Below are 16,559 nucleotides of genomic sequence, written 5' to 3'. Positions count from 1 at the left end.
TCATGCTGAATCGCTTGTTATGCTTTTGTGCGCTCATCGCGAGCGCCGCCGCCGCCGTCGCCGATCGGCCCAACATCATCTACATCCTGGCCGATGACCTGGGTTACGGCGACCTGGGTTGCTACGGACAAAAAAAGTTCGCCACGCCTCACCTTGACCAGCTCGCCGCTCGCGGGATGCGGTTTACGCAACACTACGCCGGATCCACGGTTTGCGCGCCCTCCCGCTCGGCCCTGATGACTGGTCAACATACCGGGCACACCGCCATTCGCGGGAATTCCGAGGTGCAACCCGAGGGCCAGCATCCCTTGCCTCCCGCGACCACCACCCTCGCCGAACTGCTCCAACACCAGGGCTACCGCACAGGTCTTTTCGGCAAGTGGGGACTCGGAGCGCCGGGCTCCGGCAGCGAACCCATCGATCAAGGGTTCGACCGCTTTTTCGGCTACAACTGCCAGCGTCAGGCTCACCACTACTACCCTTATTTTCTCTGGGACGATGATCAGCGCGTCATGCTCTGGCGCAACTTTGACCGAGCGACTGGCACCTACGCGCCCGCGCTGATTCAGGAAAAAGCGCTGAACTTCATCGATGATGCCGCCGCCGCGCCGGGACAGCCTTTCTTCCTATTCTACGCTCATGTCGCGCCGCATGCCGAAATGGCGGCGACGGCGACCGACCTCACCCCGTTCCGCGGCCAATTCGAGCCCGAGACGCCTTTCGTCGGCACCGATTCCGGTCCCCGATTCCGCCAAGGTCCCTACGGTTCCCAACCCGAACCTCGCGCCACGTTTGCCGCCATGGTCACCATGCTCGATCGGCACGTCGGTGAGATCGTCGCCAAACTCGACGCCTTGGGCTTGAGCGACAATACTCTCATTCTGTTTTCCTCCGACAACGGTCCCCATCTCGAAGGTGGGCACGACCCGGACTATTTTGACTCAAACGGTCCGTTGCGTGGCTACAAACGCGATCTCTACGAAGGCGGCATTCGTGTGCCCTTGATCGCTCACTGGCCCGGGAAAATCCCCGCCGCGCATACCTCCGACCACATTTCCGCGCAGTGGGATTTGTTGCCCACGTTCTGCGAACTCGCCGGCGTCACCCCGCCAACCAACATCGATGGAATCTCTCTCGTGCCGGAACTCACCCATGACAAATCCCAGGTCGAACACGATCTCCTCTACTGGGAATTCCATGACCAAGGCGGCCGCATGGCGCTGCGCCAGGGCGACTGGAAAGTGGTGCGCTACAACGTCGATGCCGCCCCGGATTCCCCCGTGGAGCTCTACGACCTCGCTCACGACCCGGGAGAAACCGCCGACATCGCCGCCGACCATCCCGCCATCGCCTCCCGGCTCGACAACTTGATGAAAAACGCCCGCGTTCCCGCCACCTTCCCCCGCTTTAATTTTCGTTGATGCGAAAACCTCCCGCCGTGCCATCGCGGTCGCCCCTGGACGTGCTGCATCCGTTTCAACAGGATGACCCTTGCACGGTTGGTGCCCCCCGCTACGGCCCTGTCAACTCCCCCCTTCCTGGCCTCCGCCGCCGTCTGCCCCTCCCCATGCCCCTTCCCCGCCTCCTTGCGCCTCTCGCGTTCGCGGTCACACTCGTATCCGCATCCCTCGCCGAGCCTCTCGTTCCTCGACTCGACGGACCGTGGCTGAAACTTGTCGGCAAACCTCCACTCGAAAAATGGGCCACTCCCCGCGCCGAACCGGTGGATTTCACCGCCTTCCAAGCCGACGACGGTTCCTGGCATCTCATCTCCTGCATTCGCCATACGAGCCACCCCGGCAACTCCCGCCTGCTCTATCGCTGGTCAAGCCCGAGCCTAACGCGCGAAGGCTGGCAACCGAAGGGTATTTTTCTCTCCTCCCACGCCGACTGGGACCATCGCGAAGGCCACCTGCAGGCGCCGTTTCACGTGGTCGAAAACGGCACGCATCACCTGTTCTACAACAGCAACGGCGCGCATCTGCTCACCAGCCCCGATGGCCTCGAATGGACGCCCCACGGCCTCACCGCCGTCTTCCCGATGGGCCGCGATGTTTGCATCCTCGACGACCGGCAGGCGTCGGGCCGTTGGATTGCCTACTACACTTCGCCCGAACCCGGGATCAACCCCGCCACGCGCGACCACACCATTCGCGCCCGCACCGCCCCTCACCTTACCGGACCCTGGAGTGACGCGGCCACCGAGATTCCCCCGATCACGCCTCCCGCCAAAGGCTACACCTTCGTCTACGCGGAGAGCCCGTTCGTGATCAAACGTCAGGACTACTACTATCGGTTCGAGCAACTATACGTCTTTCGCTCAAAGGACCCGCTCAAGTGGGAAGGCCCACCCGTCGCCAGCCTCGCCCCCGAAACGCCCATCAAGTTCCTCGCTCCGGAGATCGTCACGCATGAGGGCCGCGACTACTTGCTCGCCTACCAATGGCTTAACGACGACCCCCGGGGCATCTATCTCGCGCCCCTCGCTTGGGAGGAAGTGGAAGCGCCATGAAACCAAACCTCTGGCCCATCCGCACGGGTCAAAAACACGCGCCCTGGATCTGGGTTTTCCTGCTCTCCGGCCCGTGGGCGGCGAAACTCTACTTCGAACAAATTTCGCAGGTCGCGATCACGTTCAAGCTGAGCGAATTCACCAACGTTCCGGCGCTCATCACCGCCGTGGGCAGCTTCAACCTGCTGTTCAATATTTTCGTCGGCGCGACCTGCAACTACTCCAGCGATCGCGTCTGGACCCGCTGGGGCCGACGCAAACCATTTTTGCTCGTGGGCTGGGGCACCATCGCCATCGGCTGCATCATTTTGCCTCAGATCAGCACCCTGTGGCTGTTGATCACCGCGCTGTTCTTTTACGAGATGCTGCGCGATGTCGACAACCCGGCCGAGTCGCTGATCAACGAGGTTGTTCCACCCAAACAACGCGGTCGGTCGCAGGCCACCATGACCTTCGTGCGCGAGGCCTTGAAGGTGCTCTTCTTTGCCGTGCTCATCGGTCGCTGGGACGAGGTCTACCATCTGCCGTTTCTCGGCACGGTCACCGGCGACAAGGCCGTCTTCTGGACGGGCACCGTCATCGCCCTCGGCACCATGGCCTTTGTGGGTTTCGGTATCAAAGAAACGCCACCCGCGGTCCTGCCCCCCAAGTCGCCGCCTCTCACCGTCGCACGCGTCTGGACGCTGGGGCGCGACTTCGTGCGCAACGTTTTCGGCGAGCCGCAATGGCGCCCCATCTACGCCGTCGCGGTGTCGCAGATGATTTTCTGGATCGGTTTTGGCAGTCTCACGCCCTTGCTGTTCACCGAGGAATGGGGGCTGTCCAAACAGACCTACGGGAACATCATCGCCCTGGGTTCACCCTTCGTGCTCCTCATCTGTCTGCCCCTCGGCGGCTGGATCTCCGATCGCCTCGACCGCCTCGTGCTTTACAAGATTTTGGCTGCCGGTGTCACCGCCTGCCACCTCGTCTTTTTCGTCTACCTGAAGTTGCGCGTGGGCGACGACGCGTCACCGCCGTTCGGAGCGATTCTCACCTACTGGCTGATCCATACCGGTATCGGCAGCATCGGCGTCGTTTGCACGGTCTCGATGATGTTCGATTTCGTGCCCCGCCATCGCCTCGGCACCGTCTCGGCCGGCATCGGCATCACCCGCGGAGTGGCCAGCATCTTCGTTAACAACGGCATCGGACTCTGGGTCACCGGCGCTTCTCACTTCTCGGGCGAAGCCGCCGTCGGCACCTACGACTACGAAAGTGGCTTCCTCTACCTCGTGGGATGCGGCTGCCTCTCCACCTGGGTCGCCTTCTGGTTCGCCCGGCAGGTGAACTCCGGTCGCATCAAAAAACTCGGCGTGCTCGAAGCCGAACAAGCCGACCCCGCCGCTCCCCTGCCATAAAGAGTCAATACTTAATGCTTGCGGTCCGTCGCCTATACCAATCCGGACTTCCAGTCAGCCGCGCGCGAAGCATTCCTCTGTGCGATTCTTAACCACCACCACACGGAATAAATATAGATCCCTTTCGCCTCCAGGCAATGGTTACACACAAGAATGTCCTGAATCTTTTTTGGACCCCAGCTCGGTCGCTTCTTCCGCAGCTTGATGATCAGAGCCACCACCTCCTCGGTGGTCTGATGGGAACAGCCTCGCCCCGCCGCGATAGATCGCGCAGCCCGTCGGCTCCTCGGGCGGCATAACGACTCAACCACTTGTGGCCGCTCTTACGACTGATATCGAAATTTTCGCACAACGGCGAGACGGTGAAGCGGTCGGCGGCCGCCAAATTAACGAACTGCATCATGTGATCCATAGGGTAAGCGTCCGTTCTACCGCGTATGCGGAAGGGGTTGACGAGGTAGGAGGTCGTGCGCTCGACAGTTCCCACGCTGTTGATGATCGTCTCTTGGCGGCGGATGCCGTCGGCGTCGTAACTCAGATTGATCGTGGAGAGGTCGCTGTGGGTGCGGACGGCCACGCGCGCACCGTTGGCATCGTAGTCATATTCGAAGCGAGCAATGGCATGGGCGTAGGTCAGCGACGGATGCGTGGCATCGGCCGTCTTGGTTTTGAGTCGGTTGAGACTGTCGTAGCCAAAGGTGGTGGTGTGACCGTTGAAGTCGGTGCGGTGCCAGAGGTTGCCCCATTCGACGTAGTCGAGGGACTCGGCGGCGGCGGGCAGGATGCGCGAGGTGCGACGGCCGAGGGTTGACGGCGGGAACGTGCGGGCCTTCAACCCAGTTCGCCCTTTTTACCTGTGACCGCGTTAGCTACTGAACTTTTCGACTACGACCTACCTGAGCACCTCATCGCGCAGGCTCCCTCCGCGCAGCGAGACGCTTCACGGCTGTTGGTCGTCGATCGCAAAACCCAACAGGTCACGCATCGGCAGTTTCGTGACCTGCCCCACTTTCTGGGGCCAAGCGACGTGCTGATTCGCAACAACGCGGCCGTGTTGCCCGCCCGCTTGTCGGCCGTGCGTCCGACAGGTGGCAAGGTCGAGTGCTTCCTTCTCCGCGCCGAGGTGGAGCAGGCCGCGGGCGAGTCATGGTGGTGCCTCCTGCGGCCGGGGAAACGTCTGCCCGTGGGGGCCACCTTTTCGCGGGCCGACGCGTTCCATGCCACCGTGATACGGAAGGCCGACGACGGCGTGGCGCTGGTGCAATTCACGCCGACAAATGCCACGGAATCCGTCGCCGCCATGGCCAATCGTTGCGGGCGCATGCCGCTTCCTCCTTACATCGGTCGCTCTGATGAGGATCAACGCTCCGCCGATGATCTCGAGCGCTACCAGACCGTCTACGCCGATCGTCAACGCCAGGTCGCGGTCGCGGCACCGACCGCCGGGTTGCACTTTACCCCGGAAATTTTCACCCAACTCCAAACCCAAGGCGTCGTCACCGCGGAGGTCACCCTGCATGTTGGGCTGGGCACGTTTCGGCCGGTCACGACCGATCTCATCACTGATCACGACATTCACCGGGAGATTTACGAGATTCCCCCTTTGACCCAAAACCACGTGCTGCAGGGCGACAAACGTCGGGTGGCCGTGGGCACCACATCGGTGCGAGCGTTGGAGCATTTTTGCAGTCAACACACCACGCCACTGGATCATCCCTTCCTCGGCGAAGCCGATATTTTCATCTACCCGCCCCGCTCATTCGCCGGGGTGGACGCTCTGGTCACCAACTTCCACCAACCGCGCTCCACCCTCCTCTGTCTCGTTTCCGCTCTGCTGACCCCGGGAAAGACCGATGGCATCGATTGGATCAAGGAGATCTACCATGAGGCGATTGCGGAAGAGTATCGTTTTTTCAGCTACGGTGATGCCATGCTGATTATTTGACTCCCGGTGGTGATCGGAAAGCGGCGTCATCATTTGCAAATGCGCCCAATCCCTCCTCGCTACTCTCTGACCATGCCCCGCCTTCGACCGATCCTACGATTTTGCGCCGCAGCCCTGGCGATCGCCACGATCGCTTTTTGGGCCGCCAAAGGCGCGCACCCGGGATGGAGCATGGACAAAGTTCCCGTCACCTTGGTCGACGAAATCACGGAAATCGAATACACCACCTACGAGGAACACTTCGTTCCCGGGCTCGAGTATTTGGCTGGCGGCATCGCCGCAGCCGCCGTGCTTTTTGGTCTCAGTTTTCTAGTTCGTTCCCAACCAGCATAATCACCCACCGATGAAAAAAATCCTCACCGCTTCACTGCTTGCATTGGCCGTAGCCGGATCGAGCTTCGCCGCTCCCGTCTCGTTCGACTTCAAGGACCCCAAAGGCGTCAACGCCATCTCCTTCCACCTCGACTCCCTGCTTGAGCCGATTTCCGGCACTGCCAACGGCATCTCCGGCACCGTCATGTTCGACCCGGCGAAACCCGCCGCCACCTCCGGCACCATCGTCGTGGCCGCGCCTTCACTTACCGTCACCAACAACACCATGCGCGAGCACTTGCTCAGTGACGGTTGGATCGATGCCACCGGTCATCCGGAAATCGTCTTCGTCATCGACGGCCTCAAAATGGCCAAAACCTCGGGCAATACCACCACCGGCAATGCCGTGGGCAAGTTCACCCTCAAGGGCGTCACCCAGGAAGTTTCGATTCCGGTAAAGATCACCCACCTCGCCGGCGCCTTCGGCAAGCGCATCAATAAGCCCGATATGGGCGGCGACCTGCTCGTCGTGCGGGGCGATTTTTCGATCCTGCGCTCCGACTACGGCATCAAGCCCGGTCAGATGGAGGACAAAGTCGCCAACGAGGTCGAGCTGAGCATCGCCGTCGTGGGTGGGGCACCCGGCGCTTAATCAATCGGTTCGCCCCTTGCGCGGAAATTTCGAGACCGGCCCGCGTGGCCGGTCTTTTCTTTTGGGCGCAACGCCCCCACGGTTCGACAACATGACCGAAGCGGACCTGCAAAATCTCATCGAAGAGGCCACCTTTGATTACACGATGGGCGACGAAGACGCCGCCATCGCCAAAATTAACGAGGCCACCGCCGCCGCGCCCGAATCGTTCGCCGCGTGGCACGCCAGTGCGGAAATCCATCTCAACCTGCAGATGCTCGACGGAGCGCTCGTTGCCGCCGAAAAGGCGCACGCCCTGCGGCCCGATGATTTGTTCATCAACACGACGCTGTCCCGCATCTGGGTCGGCAAAGGCAACAAGGCCGCCGCCGAAAAATTCGGGGCCCAAGCCAAGATGCTCGGCTGGAAGGAACAGCTCAAGACCCCGCCCGGCGAGTCCGACGAGGTGTCGTGATCACGGGCACTGACGCAAATCACGTTCGTTTCAGCTCGTTGACACCATCAAACCCGACCACTTAGCGTCCGCCCCGAATGGACACGCCCGCCTATACGCTGGAATTTGAGAAGCCCCTCCGGGAGCTCGCTGAACAACTCGATTCGCTCCGCCAGCGCTCGCTGGAGAACAATCTCGATCTCGCGAGTGAAATCGCCGGCATCAAGAAGAAGATCGATGCCACGCAGCGCAGTATCTACACCGATCTCTCCCCGTGGCAGCGCGTGCAAATCGCCCGTCATCCGCGCCGTCCCTACTCGCTCGACTACATCAAAGCGATCTGCACCAATTTTCAGGAGCTCCACGGCGACCGCCAGTTTGGCGACGACCAGGCCCTGATCGGCGGCACGGCGTTTTTCCACGGCGAGACGGTCATGGTCATCGCCCAGCAGAAAGGGCGTGAGACCAAGGACAAGATCGCGCGCAACTTCGGCCTGCCCCAGCCCGAGGGTTACCGCAAGGCGCTGCGATTGATGAAAATGGCCGAGAAATTCGGCATCCCGGTCCTCTGTTTTATCGATACCCAAGGCGCCTACCCCGGCATCGGCTCGGAGGAACGACACGTCTCCGAAGCCATCGCGGTCAACCTGCGCGAGATGGCGATGTTACGCGTGCCCTCGATCTCGGTGGTCGTGGGCGAAGGCGGTTCCGGCGGCGCCCTCGGCATCGGCGTGACCAATCGCGTGCTCGTCTTCGAAAACAGCTACTACTCCGTGATCACGCCCGAAGGCTGCGCGGCCATCCTGTGGCGCGACGCCGCCGCCGCCCCGCAGGCGTCGACCGCCCTCAAACTCGACGCCGCGTCGCTGGAAAAATTTGGCGTGGTCGACGAAGTCATATCCGAGCCGTTCGGCGGGGCCCACCACGACCCGGCGCAAGCCGCCGAGACGCTCGACTACGCGCTGCAAAAGCACCTGAACGACTTGAAGGGACTGTCCGCCGAACAAATTCTCGAGACGCGCTACGAACGCTTCCGCAAAATCGGCGTTTTCAACGAAAACACGGATGCGGTATCCGTCTAGCGTCTCCGAGTCCGACGAGTCTAAAATAGCCGACCCTTTCGCAGTGAACCCCGGTGGTCTCACACGAATGCACCGAGTGTGGCCGATCGCCGTTTTTGCGACGATGCTGGTGATTCAATTTTGGCTTACGACCTACAACTGGAGTCTTGGCTTTCTCGCTGGTCACGAGTTCCGACAGACGCAAACGGCTCTCAGTATTCTTTTCATCCAAAAGGATAACAATTTCGCGCTCGCCTACCCTACTCCTCTTTTCGGTCCACCATGGTCGATCCCGATGGAGTTCCCTCTTTATCAATGGACGGTAGCAATTCTGGTAAACCTCAGTGGATGGACGATTCCAGAGACCGGTCGATTCGTAAGCCTCGCATCTTTTTACCTTACGCTGCCCGGCATATTCCTGCTGCTCGGTGAAAGCAAAGTTTCACGCGCTGGTCGATGGTTGGTGCTCGCGCTTATTGTAAGTGCCCCCGTATACGTTTTCTATTCTCGAGCCATCCTCATTGAGTCGATGGCGTTGATGCTCAGCGTTTGGTTCTTGTGGACGTTTGTTCGTTTATGTCGAGTTCCACGATTGGGTTGGCTCGCCAGCACCAGTCTGCTGGGAACTGCCGCCATTTTGGTGAAAGTCACAACATTCGTGCCTTGGTGCGCCATCGCGATTGTGGTGGGATTGCGGTGGAGTTGGACGGAATGGAAACACCGGGCCTGGCTTGGTTTGCGTCGCACGATCTGCTGGGGCGCAGCCGCAGGCGCACTGCCCGGATTGGCAATCATGTGGTGGCTTCGTTATGCCGACTACATTAAGTCTCAATCGCCGGGAGGACAGTCCCTTCAGTCTACGGCTCTCTCGGATGTGAATTGGGGAACTTGGCAGGATCGGATTAGCAGAGAGTCATTGGGGGCTTTGCTTAGCAATAACGACCACGCCGTCGCACCTTGGTGGATTTTGTTCGGCGTGCTGATATTCGGCACCGTGGTATCGTGGCGCAAATCGACACCTCTATGGGGCTTGGTGATCGTGTATATTGCGACGCTGGGCACGTTCCCCGTTTTGTATCATCGCCACGACTACTATTTTTACGCAGTGGCGGTATTCCCATTGGCGGCAGCCGGTTTGGCCATCTCTCGTGTGGATGCCTTCAGTCGCCGCGCTTGGCTTGGTCCTGTGATGTTCCTCTCCATCGTCACTTCGCAGCTTTTCGGCTATGCACGAGACTACGCGCCCATTCACCGCCTCGTTTCATACGGAGGCACTGGCCTCACAATTGTATTACGAACGATGCTCCCGGACGAAGGTGTTATTATCGTCGCCGGGCAGGATTGGGGCGCGATGCTGCCTTATTACACAGGTCGTCGCGGTTTGATGCTGCGAGAAGAGGTCACGAACAACCCAGTTGAACTGAACCGCTATTTTGCACCTTTGGCCAGTGAACCGGTCTCCGCGTTAATTCTGACGGGAAAACAGCGAGAAAACTCTCAACTCATCGCTGCGGCCGTTCAGCTTTTTGATCTAAATCCGGAGCTGGCGATTTCGCATGAAACCACCGACGTTTATCTCCAAGCAGATATTCGCAACGTCATCCTCTCCCGAATTCGCGACAACCCCACTTTTTCAGGTGTGGAAATTCGCGGGGCCATCACCCCGGCTTTGCCAGTTGATCCCATTATTGCGGACGGGGAGATCCATTTTTGCACCCCAGAGCAGGCGGCCGCAGTCTTTTTCCCAGTTTCCCCAATTCCATACCGATATCGCTGTAAATTCGGTTTTAGCGCCACGCACGGAACCGATGGGAGGCTTGCTTTGGGTGCTCATCCTGAAGCCGATTTCTGGGTTCAAATTCCGGCTAACTCTAAATCGGTCACTTATGTGGTGGGACTCCAAGCCGAGACTTTCGCAGACGACCAAAACAACACAGACGGTGTTGAATTTCTCATTTTAGCGACGATGAAAGATGGCACTACGGCTACCATCGCTTCAAACATTCTGGATCCGGTCAGTAGAGCCGAGGACCGACAAACTCGCGAATTCAGGGTCGATCTTCCACCCGGAACGACCGAGCTTCAATTCAGCACGCGTCGCGTCGGCACTTACAATTTTGATTGGGCCTACTGGTCACGAGTCGAGGTGGATTGATGACGCAATACTGCATTGCACTCACTTCACCACCAGCAGCTCGCAACTTGTCGCGCGTTTGGTGACCGGGTCGTATTCGATTAATACCGACGAGAGGCGCGTGTCATCTTCGGCGACGCCGAACCGACGCGGCATGCCGTCGAGAAACCGACCCACGACCGGCTCCACCTGACGGCCCAGCACACTGTGATAGGGACCGGTCATGCCGACATCGCTGATGTAGGCGGTGCCTTTCGGCCGCACCTCGGCGTCGGCTGTCGGCACGTGCGTGTGGGTGCCGAGCACGCCCATCGCGCGACCGTCCAGATGCCAACCCAGCGCGATTTTCTCCGACGTCGCCTCGGCATGTATCTCCACCAACGCCGCATCAGCCGTCCCGGCTCCCACGGTTTTGGTCAACATGGCGTCCGCGCAATGAAACGGGCAGTCCGATTTCATGTTCAAAAACGTGCGCCCCAGCACCGTAAAAACAGCCAGTCGAAACCCCTTGCTCTCCAGCACGACGTGATCGCGCCCGGGGCAGTCGGTGGGCAGATTCGCGGGACGACACACCTTCGGCAAACCGTCGATCTCGTGCTCCCAGCCGCGTTGATCCCAGACGTGGTCTCCCAGGGTGATGGCATCAATGCCCTGTTCCAACAGCGTGCGCGCGATGGATCCGGTGATGCCGGCCCCGGCGGCGGCATTTTCCGCATTGGCGATGACAAAGTTGAGCTGGTGCTTGTCCCGCAGGCGTTTAACCCACGTCGCGATTTTGTCCCGACCCGGCCGGCCCACGATGTCTCCAATGAAAAGAATACGAATCACGCCGCGATGCTGAGGCGCAATGCAGACTGAGACCAACTGCAAAGTCTCCTCACGGCGTGATTCACGACTCACTTAAAGCGCTTGCCAGTCGGGACCTCGCTACGTTTTTATCCGCCTCCTTTTGCCTGACCATATTGCGCTATGAAAACGTCCACTGAACCCACTGATTTCCCCTCGCCCGAGATCGGCCGCGAAATGAACGGGGCCGACGTCGTAGTCGAAAGCCTCATTCGTGAAGGCGTGGACGTGATTTTCGCCTATCCCGGCGGCGCGTCGCAGGAGCTGCACCAAGCCCTCGCCCGCACCGACAAGATCCGCACGATCCTGCCCCGCCACGAGCAAGGCGGTTCGTTCGCCGCCGAGGGTTACGCCCGCGTCAAAGGCGACGTCGGCGTGTGCATGGCGACCAGCGGTCCCGGAGCCACCAACCTCGTTTCGGCCATCGCCGATGCCTACATGGACTCGATTCCCATGGTCGCGCTGACCGGTCAGGTTTACTCGAAATTCATCGGCAAGAGCGCGTTTCAGGAGACCGACTTCTACGGCATGACCCTGCCGATCGTGAAGCATTCCTACCTCGTCATGGATGCGGCCGATCTGCCGCGTATCTTTAAAGAGGCGTTTCATCTCGCCCGCAGCGGTCGTCCCGGTCCCGTCGTCATCGATATTCCCAAAGACGTGCAACAGGCGCGCCTCACCCCCGTCTTCCCGGCTTCCGTCGAGTTCGCCAACCCGACGATCAACCACACGCCCGTCGCTTCCGACGAGAATCTGCTCAAGGTGCTCGAACTCGTGGCAAACGCCGAACGCCCGATGCTCTACGTCGGCGGTGGTATCGTTTCCGCCGAAGCTTATACCGAGCTGAAAGAATTTGCCGTGGCGGCCAACATTCCCGTCGCCACCACGCTGATGGGCGTGGGCGCGTTCCCCGAAACCCACGAGCTCTCGCTCCAGTGGTTCGGCATGCACGGCGCGGCTTACGGCAACTGGGCCGTCGACCAATGCGACCTGTTGCTCTGTTTCGGGGCCCGCTTCGATGACCGCATCACCGGCAACGTCGACAAGTTCGCGCCCGATGCAAAGCACATCGTGCACATCGACATCGACGCCTCCGAGCACAACAAGAACAAGAGTGTCGATCTGCCCATCGTGGCCGACATCAAACAGGCGCTCGGACGTCTCAACGAGCTCATCGCCGCTCACAAGTTCACCCCGCCCGACACCTCCGCCTGGCACGACAAGGTCAATGGCTGGAAGCGGGACCATCCGTTCGCTTTCGAAGACAGCCCCCACATCACCTCGCAGGAAGCCATCAAGGTCCTCTACGAGCAAACCAAGGGCGACGCCATTATCACCACCGGCGTCGGACAGCACCAGATGTGGGCCGCCCAGTTCTACCGCTACGACGAGCCGCGCCGCTACATCAGTTCGCTCGGGCTCGGTGCCATGGGCTTCGGCTATCCGGCTGCCCTCGGCGCCAAGGTCGCCGCCCCCGACAAGGAGGTCATCGACATCGACGGGGACGGCTCGTTCGCCATGAACATTCAGGAGCTCGCCACCGCCAAGATCGAGAAGATCAACGCCAAGGCGCTCATCCTCAACAACCAGCATCTCGGCATGGTGGTGCAGTGGGAAGATCGGTTCTACAACAGCATCCGCGGCAACACCGTCCTGGGTGATCAGGACAACATCGGTGGTCCCGACAACCCCGCTGCGCTCTACCCCGACTTCGTCAAGATCGCCGAGGGCTACGGTGTCAAGGGTCGCCAGGTGATCAAGAAGTCCGAGCTCCGCGAGGCTATCCAGGAGATGCTCGACCACGACGGTCCCTACGTCCTCGACGTGATCGTGCCGTATACCGAACACGTCATGCCCATGGTGCCCGCCGGCAAGACAGTGAAGGAGATGATCCTCAAATGATCGGTATCCATTAAAAAAATACTTTCCGCCCGGATCGCGCACGCGGTCCGGGCTTTTTTGTATCCGGGTTCAAGCGTCGCCCCGATCGAGATGCTGCAGGAGCAACAGCTCGACGCGCTTCACTTCGCGCAACACCCGGTTGCTGTGCATCTCCATCCAGAACCACACCTTCATGAAGGAAATGAAGAGGATCATGAAGAGGCACACTCCGCCCCACAGAAGTTGTTCCCGCACGGCCTCCGCTTCGTAGAAATGGAGACCCGACCAGATGGCGACGCCGAGACCGCCAACACTGAACAGCACCGCGAGCAGATTGGTCCAGTGGTTGCGGCCGCGAAACGCGATGATCAATTCCTCGGCCAGGTTGGGTTCGGCGGCGAGTTCATCGCCGACGGCGGAGCCGCGCAGGGCGGCCGCGATTTGTTCATCCAGGTTTTTCATGATTTCATCCTTTCGAGCTGACGTTTGAGTGCTTCCCGGGTGTGGAAGAGACGGGATTTCACCGTGCCGACCGGCACGCCCAGGACTTCGGCGATTTCGTTCACCGAAAGCCCCGTCTCATAAAATAGTTTCAGCAGGTGGCGCGCATCCCCTTCGAGCTGCGTGATCGCTTCCCGCAATACCAGCACCTCTTCGGACGGCGGCGGCAGGACGGACGGAGCCGTATTCGTTTCGCCGATGGCGGCCAACTCAGCCGCGTGACGCCGCTCGGTCTGCCGCCGGCGGATCCAATCCGCGCAGCGTCGCTCGAGAATCCGAAACGCCCAGCGCGGAAAGCAGGCGGGGTCATCGAGCCGACGCAGGCTCCGGGCAATCGTCACCCACGCATCTTGGGCGACCTCGGCGGCGGCATCCGCCCGCTCCACGCGCCCCACCGCCAATCGTTTCAAGTCGGCCTGCCACAGGTCATGCAACTGGCCAAACGCGGCCGCGTCACCGCCCTGAGCATTCAAGACCAGCAGTTCGGTCAGGATTTGGCGGGCGTCTCTTTTCATCGCTTTTCACCCCAAGGTCGCAGACGGGCGCTCGCTGGTTCACTCCCGACGCGATTTCGTCACGCTGGTCCGCCCAACTCACTTTTCGGTCATCACGTAAACGCCGTCCCAATCCGCCGGAGGCGGATTGCGCTCCATCTCCGCGACGATACCGCGATAAACCAACGACGGGGTCGATTTAACGCCCAGATCTCGTCCGGGCTGCACCGGCTCCAAGGTGGCGCTCTGTTGGAACCGCTCGGCCGCGCCGGCCCAATCGCGCCGGTAATAGTGCGCCATGCCCTGCTGGAACAAATCGATACACTTGAAGGTGTCTGCGGACAAATTCTCTCGCAGACCCACGATGTCGAAGATCGGCACCGGCTTGGAACGTCCCTTCACGATGATGCGCCCGAGAGGTCGGAAAACGATGCGATCCCCACCATGTTTCTCACACGCGTCACGGGTCGCTTCGGTCACCATGTTGAAGGAGCCCCAGCTTTTCGCCCCGCTTTCCATCCGGGCGGCGAGGTTCACATTGTCGCCCATCATGGTGTAGTTGAAACGCGTGCGACTGCCCATGTTGCCAATCATGCAATCGCCGGTGTTAAGACCGATCCGGGTGCGCATTTGGTGCACCAGCGCGGGCCACTTATCGCCTTCGGAGATCCATTTTTGACGCAGTTCATCCAAGCGCACCTGCACAAGTTGGCTCGTAAGACAGGCTTTGTAGGCGTGGTTTTCCAGATCAACCGGCGCTCCAAACATGGCGACCACGGCATCACCGATGTATTTATCGAGCGTGCCTCCCTCCGCCTGGATGATATCCGTGCAGGCGGTGAGATACTCATTGAGCAACTCGCCGAGTTGCGAAGACGTCAGCACTTCGGAAAACGCGGAGAAACTCTGAATGTCCGAAAAATAGGCGGTGATCTCGGCATCATGGCCCCCGAGCTCCGGATCACGACCGGACTCCACCATCGATTCGACGACCATGGGGGCGAGGTAGGTGCCAAACATGCCCTTGATGCGACCCTTGGCTTTTTGCTCCCGCATGGCCTGCCAACCGACGGCGAGCAACGTCGTGGAGAGCGCCGACCCCACCGGGGTGACCATGGGCAACACCAAATGATTATCGATGAACCAATGGATCGACAGATAGAGGTAGCCCAGCATGAGAAGGATGGCCAAAAGTCGCGCCAACCCACTGCTGCCTCCGCCCCACGAGGACATCACGCTCACCACGATGGTCAGTCCGAATACGATGGAATAGATCTGCCAGGGCGGGAGCCGTTGCAGGTATATGCCCGAAGCGATGGTCTTGATGACATTGCCGTGCACACCGACTTTGGGCACGGGCTCGGGATCAAGCGGTGTGGGGGCGAGGTCCTGCAGCAAGGGATCCACCGGCCCGATCAGCACGATGGCATCCTTAAAATCATCCTGGGCGAAAAACTCACGCGCACTGGCTTCCGATACCTCATCTCCCGAAGTGAGCAAGTGGGCATAGGCATACACATCGGCAAAGCTGATACGCGGATTTTGCGCCGATGAATTCCATTTGGAGAACCAATTCACCTCCAACATCTGACCGTCGAGCATCGGCACGCTGTGGAGCAACTGACCATCCTCCGAAACAAACTCGAGCACGTCCCCATTCACCTTCACGCCGAAATCCCCCACATCCCAGTAACGCCGCAGGATCTCGATCGAGAGATGGAAGTAAGTGCGCACGTTTGTCGGCGCCCACAAAGGCACCCGCCGCGTGCCACCAAAATCCGTGTCGATCAATCCGACGCCGCCCGGAGCATAAGGCGGGGCGCGGTGCCCGACCATGAAGTTGGGCACTTCCGGTCCTTCAATCTGATCGATGGGCGGCAAACCGTCGCTCAAGCGGGGCAGTTCGCGGCGATACAAGTTGCCATTAACGTCTCGAAACTGATTGCCGGAAAACGATGCCGCCAACACCACCGGCTGATCCGAGTGTAGATAACGACCGAACTCACGATTGCCTGCGATCAGCTTCTCCAGATCCGCGATCTCCGCCACGCCGGAGTCGGACAGCACGATATCGATTCCGACCACCTTCACGCCGGCTTCCTCGATCAACGTGCGAGCGACCGTGGCAAAATAGTGCCGACTCCACGGCCATCCCCCGATCTCTTTGGCATCGATGGCTTTGGAATCGATGTCGACATAGACGACCTTCACCGGAGCTTCCAGCTCCCCTCGCAGCCAGAACCGCAAGTCCATCGACCAATCGCGGGCTCGGTTCAGTCCCCCCATCGAAAATAGCACGCACCACAGGAGCGGAACCGGCAACAGCGCCACCACCAAGCCCAGCGACTTCAGTCGTTTTCGGTTCATGGCAATTTACGACGTCGCTTC

The 16,559-nt window shown here is 60.1% G+C and carries 15 protein-coding genes; 10 read left to right on the top strand and 5 right to left on the bottom strand.

The window, feature by feature from the left end; genetic code table 11:
• Positions 1-2: 2 nt before the first annotated feature.
• From PXH66_RS03690 to PXH66_RS03680, 3 genes are all read left to right on the top strand, one after another.
• The gene (locus tag PXH66_RS03690) at positions 3-1,421 is read left to right on the top strand and encodes an arylsulfatase (RefSeq protein WP_330927815.1); all 1,419 of its coding nucleotides are present in this window, start codon (positions 3-5) and stop codon (positions 1,419-1,421) included.
• 146 nt (positions 1,422-1,567) lie between these two features.
• Positions 1,568-2,512 (top strand): glycoside hydrolase family protein, encoded by a 945-nt coding sequence (locus PXH66_RS03685; RefSeq protein ID WP_330927814.1) that lies wholly within the window; start codon positions 1,568-1,570, stop codon positions 2,510-2,512.
• Positions 2,509-3,912: an MFS transporter gene (locus PXH66_RS03680; RefSeq protein ID WP_330927813.1), complete on the top strand. Its 1,404-nt coding sequence runs from the start codon at positions 2,509-2,511 to the stop codon at positions 3,910-3,912. The genes PXH66_RS03685 and PXH66_RS03680 overlap by 4 nt, the downstream gene beginning before the upstream one ends.
• A gap of 208 nt (positions 3,913-4,120) precedes the next feature.
• On the opposite strand, the gene PXH66_RS03675 is transcribed toward PXH66_RS03680, so the two are convergent.
• On the bottom strand, positions 4,121-4,747 hold the full coding sequence (locus tag PXH66_RS03675; protein WP_330927812.1) for a helix-turn-helix domain-containing protein: 627 nt from the start codon (positions 4,745-4,747) through the stop codon (positions 4,121-4,123).
• 21 nt (positions 4,748-4,768) lie between these two features.
• On the opposite strand from PXH66_RS03675, the gene queA reads away from it, so the two are divergent.
• The 6 genes from queA to PXH66_RS03645 all read left to right on the top strand — a co-directional run bounded on the left by queA (position 4,769) and on the right by PXH66_RS03645 (position 10,470).
• Positions 4,769-5,857 carry a tRNA preQ1(34) S-adenosylmethionine ribosyltransferase-isomerase QueA gene (queA, locus tag PXH66_RS03670; RefSeq protein ID WP_330927811.1) on the top strand — a complete coding sequence of 363 codons (1,089 nt, stop codon included), beginning with the start codon at positions 4,769-4,771 and terminating at the stop codon, positions 5,855-5,857.
• 72 nt (positions 5,858-5,929) lie between these two features.
• The gene (locus tag PXH66_RS03665; protein ID WP_330927810.1) at positions 5,930-6,190 is read left to right on the top strand and encodes a hypothetical protein; all 261 of its coding nucleotides are present in this window, start codon (positions 5,930-5,932) and stop codon (positions 6,188-6,190) included.
• A 10-nt stretch (positions 6,191-6,200) separates the two neighbouring features.
• Complete coding sequence (locus tag PXH66_RS03660; RefSeq protein WP_330927809.1) at positions 6,201-6,821, top strand: YceI family protein; 621 nt, start codon at positions 6,201-6,203, stop codon at positions 6,819-6,821.
• Between the two features lie 91 nt (positions 6,822-6,912).
• Complete coding sequence (locus PXH66_RS03655; RefSeq protein ID WP_330927808.1) at positions 6,913-7,275, top strand: tetratricopeptide repeat protein; 363 nt, start codon at positions 6,913-6,915, stop codon at positions 7,273-7,275.
• Between the two features lie 77 nt (positions 7,276-7,352).
• Entirely contained in the window at positions 7,353-8,336 is a 984-nt protein-coding gene (locus PXH66_RS03650) for an acetyl-CoA carboxylase carboxyltransferase subunit alpha (RefSeq protein ID WP_330927807.1), read from the top strand.
• Between the two features lie 76 nt (positions 8,337-8,412).
• Positions 8,413-10,470, top strand: a complete 2,058-nt coding sequence (locus tag PXH66_RS03645; RefSeq protein WP_330927806.1) for an ArnT family glycosyltransferase — start codon at positions 8,413-8,415, stop codon at positions 10,468-10,470.
• 21 nt (positions 10,471-10,491) lie between these two features.
• Here the strand turns inward: PXH66_RS03645 and PXH66_RS03640 are convergent, their stop codons facing one another.
• A complete protein-coding gene (locus tag PXH66_RS03640) occupies positions 10,492-11,277 on the bottom strand; it encodes a TIGR00282 family metallophosphoesterase (RefSeq protein ID WP_330927805.1) in 786 nt (261 codons plus the stop codon).
• A 141-nt stretch (positions 11,278-11,418) separates the two neighbouring features.
• Here PXH66_RS03640 and ilvB point away from each other — a divergent pair, with 141 nt between their 5' ends.
• Positions 11,419-13,197 carry a biosynthetic-type acetolactate synthase large subunit gene (ilvB, locus tag PXH66_RS03635; protein ID WP_330927804.1) on the top strand — a complete coding sequence of 593 codons (1,779 nt, stop codon included), beginning with the start codon at positions 11,419-11,421 and terminating at the stop codon, positions 13,195-13,197.
• A 69-nt stretch (positions 13,198-13,266) separates the two neighbouring features.
• Here ilvB and PXH66_RS03630 read toward each other — a convergent pair whose 3' ends face one another.
• The 3 genes from PXH66_RS03630 to PXH66_RS03620 all read right to left on the bottom strand — a co-directional run bounded on the left by PXH66_RS03630 (position 13,267) and on the right by PXH66_RS03620 (position 16,538).
• Entirely contained in the window at positions 13,267-13,638 is a 372-nt protein-coding gene (locus PXH66_RS03630) for a DUF6768 family protein (protein WP_330927803.1), read from the bottom strand.
• Positions 13,635-14,192, bottom strand: a complete 558-nt coding sequence (locus PXH66_RS03625) for an RNA polymerase sigma factor (protein WP_330927802.1) — start codon at positions 14,190-14,192, stop codon at positions 13,635-13,637. The genes PXH66_RS03630 and PXH66_RS03625 overlap by 4 nt, the downstream gene beginning before the upstream one ends.
• 78 nt (positions 14,193-14,270) lie before the next feature.
• On the bottom strand, positions 14,271-16,538 hold the full coding sequence (locus PXH66_RS03620) for a CHASE2 domain-containing protein (protein ID WP_330927801.1): 2,268 nt from the start codon (positions 16,536-16,538) through the stop codon (positions 14,271-14,273).
• Positions 16,539-16,559: the final 21 nt, after the last annotated feature.

The sequence above is a fragment of the Synoicihabitans lomoniglobus genome, from assembly GCF_029023725.1.
GTDB lineage: Bacteria > Verrucomicrobiota > Verrucomicrobiia > Opitutales > Opitutaceae > Actomonas > Actomonas lomonigloba.
This window is presented reverse-complemented; position numbering and strand designations above follow the sequence as displayed.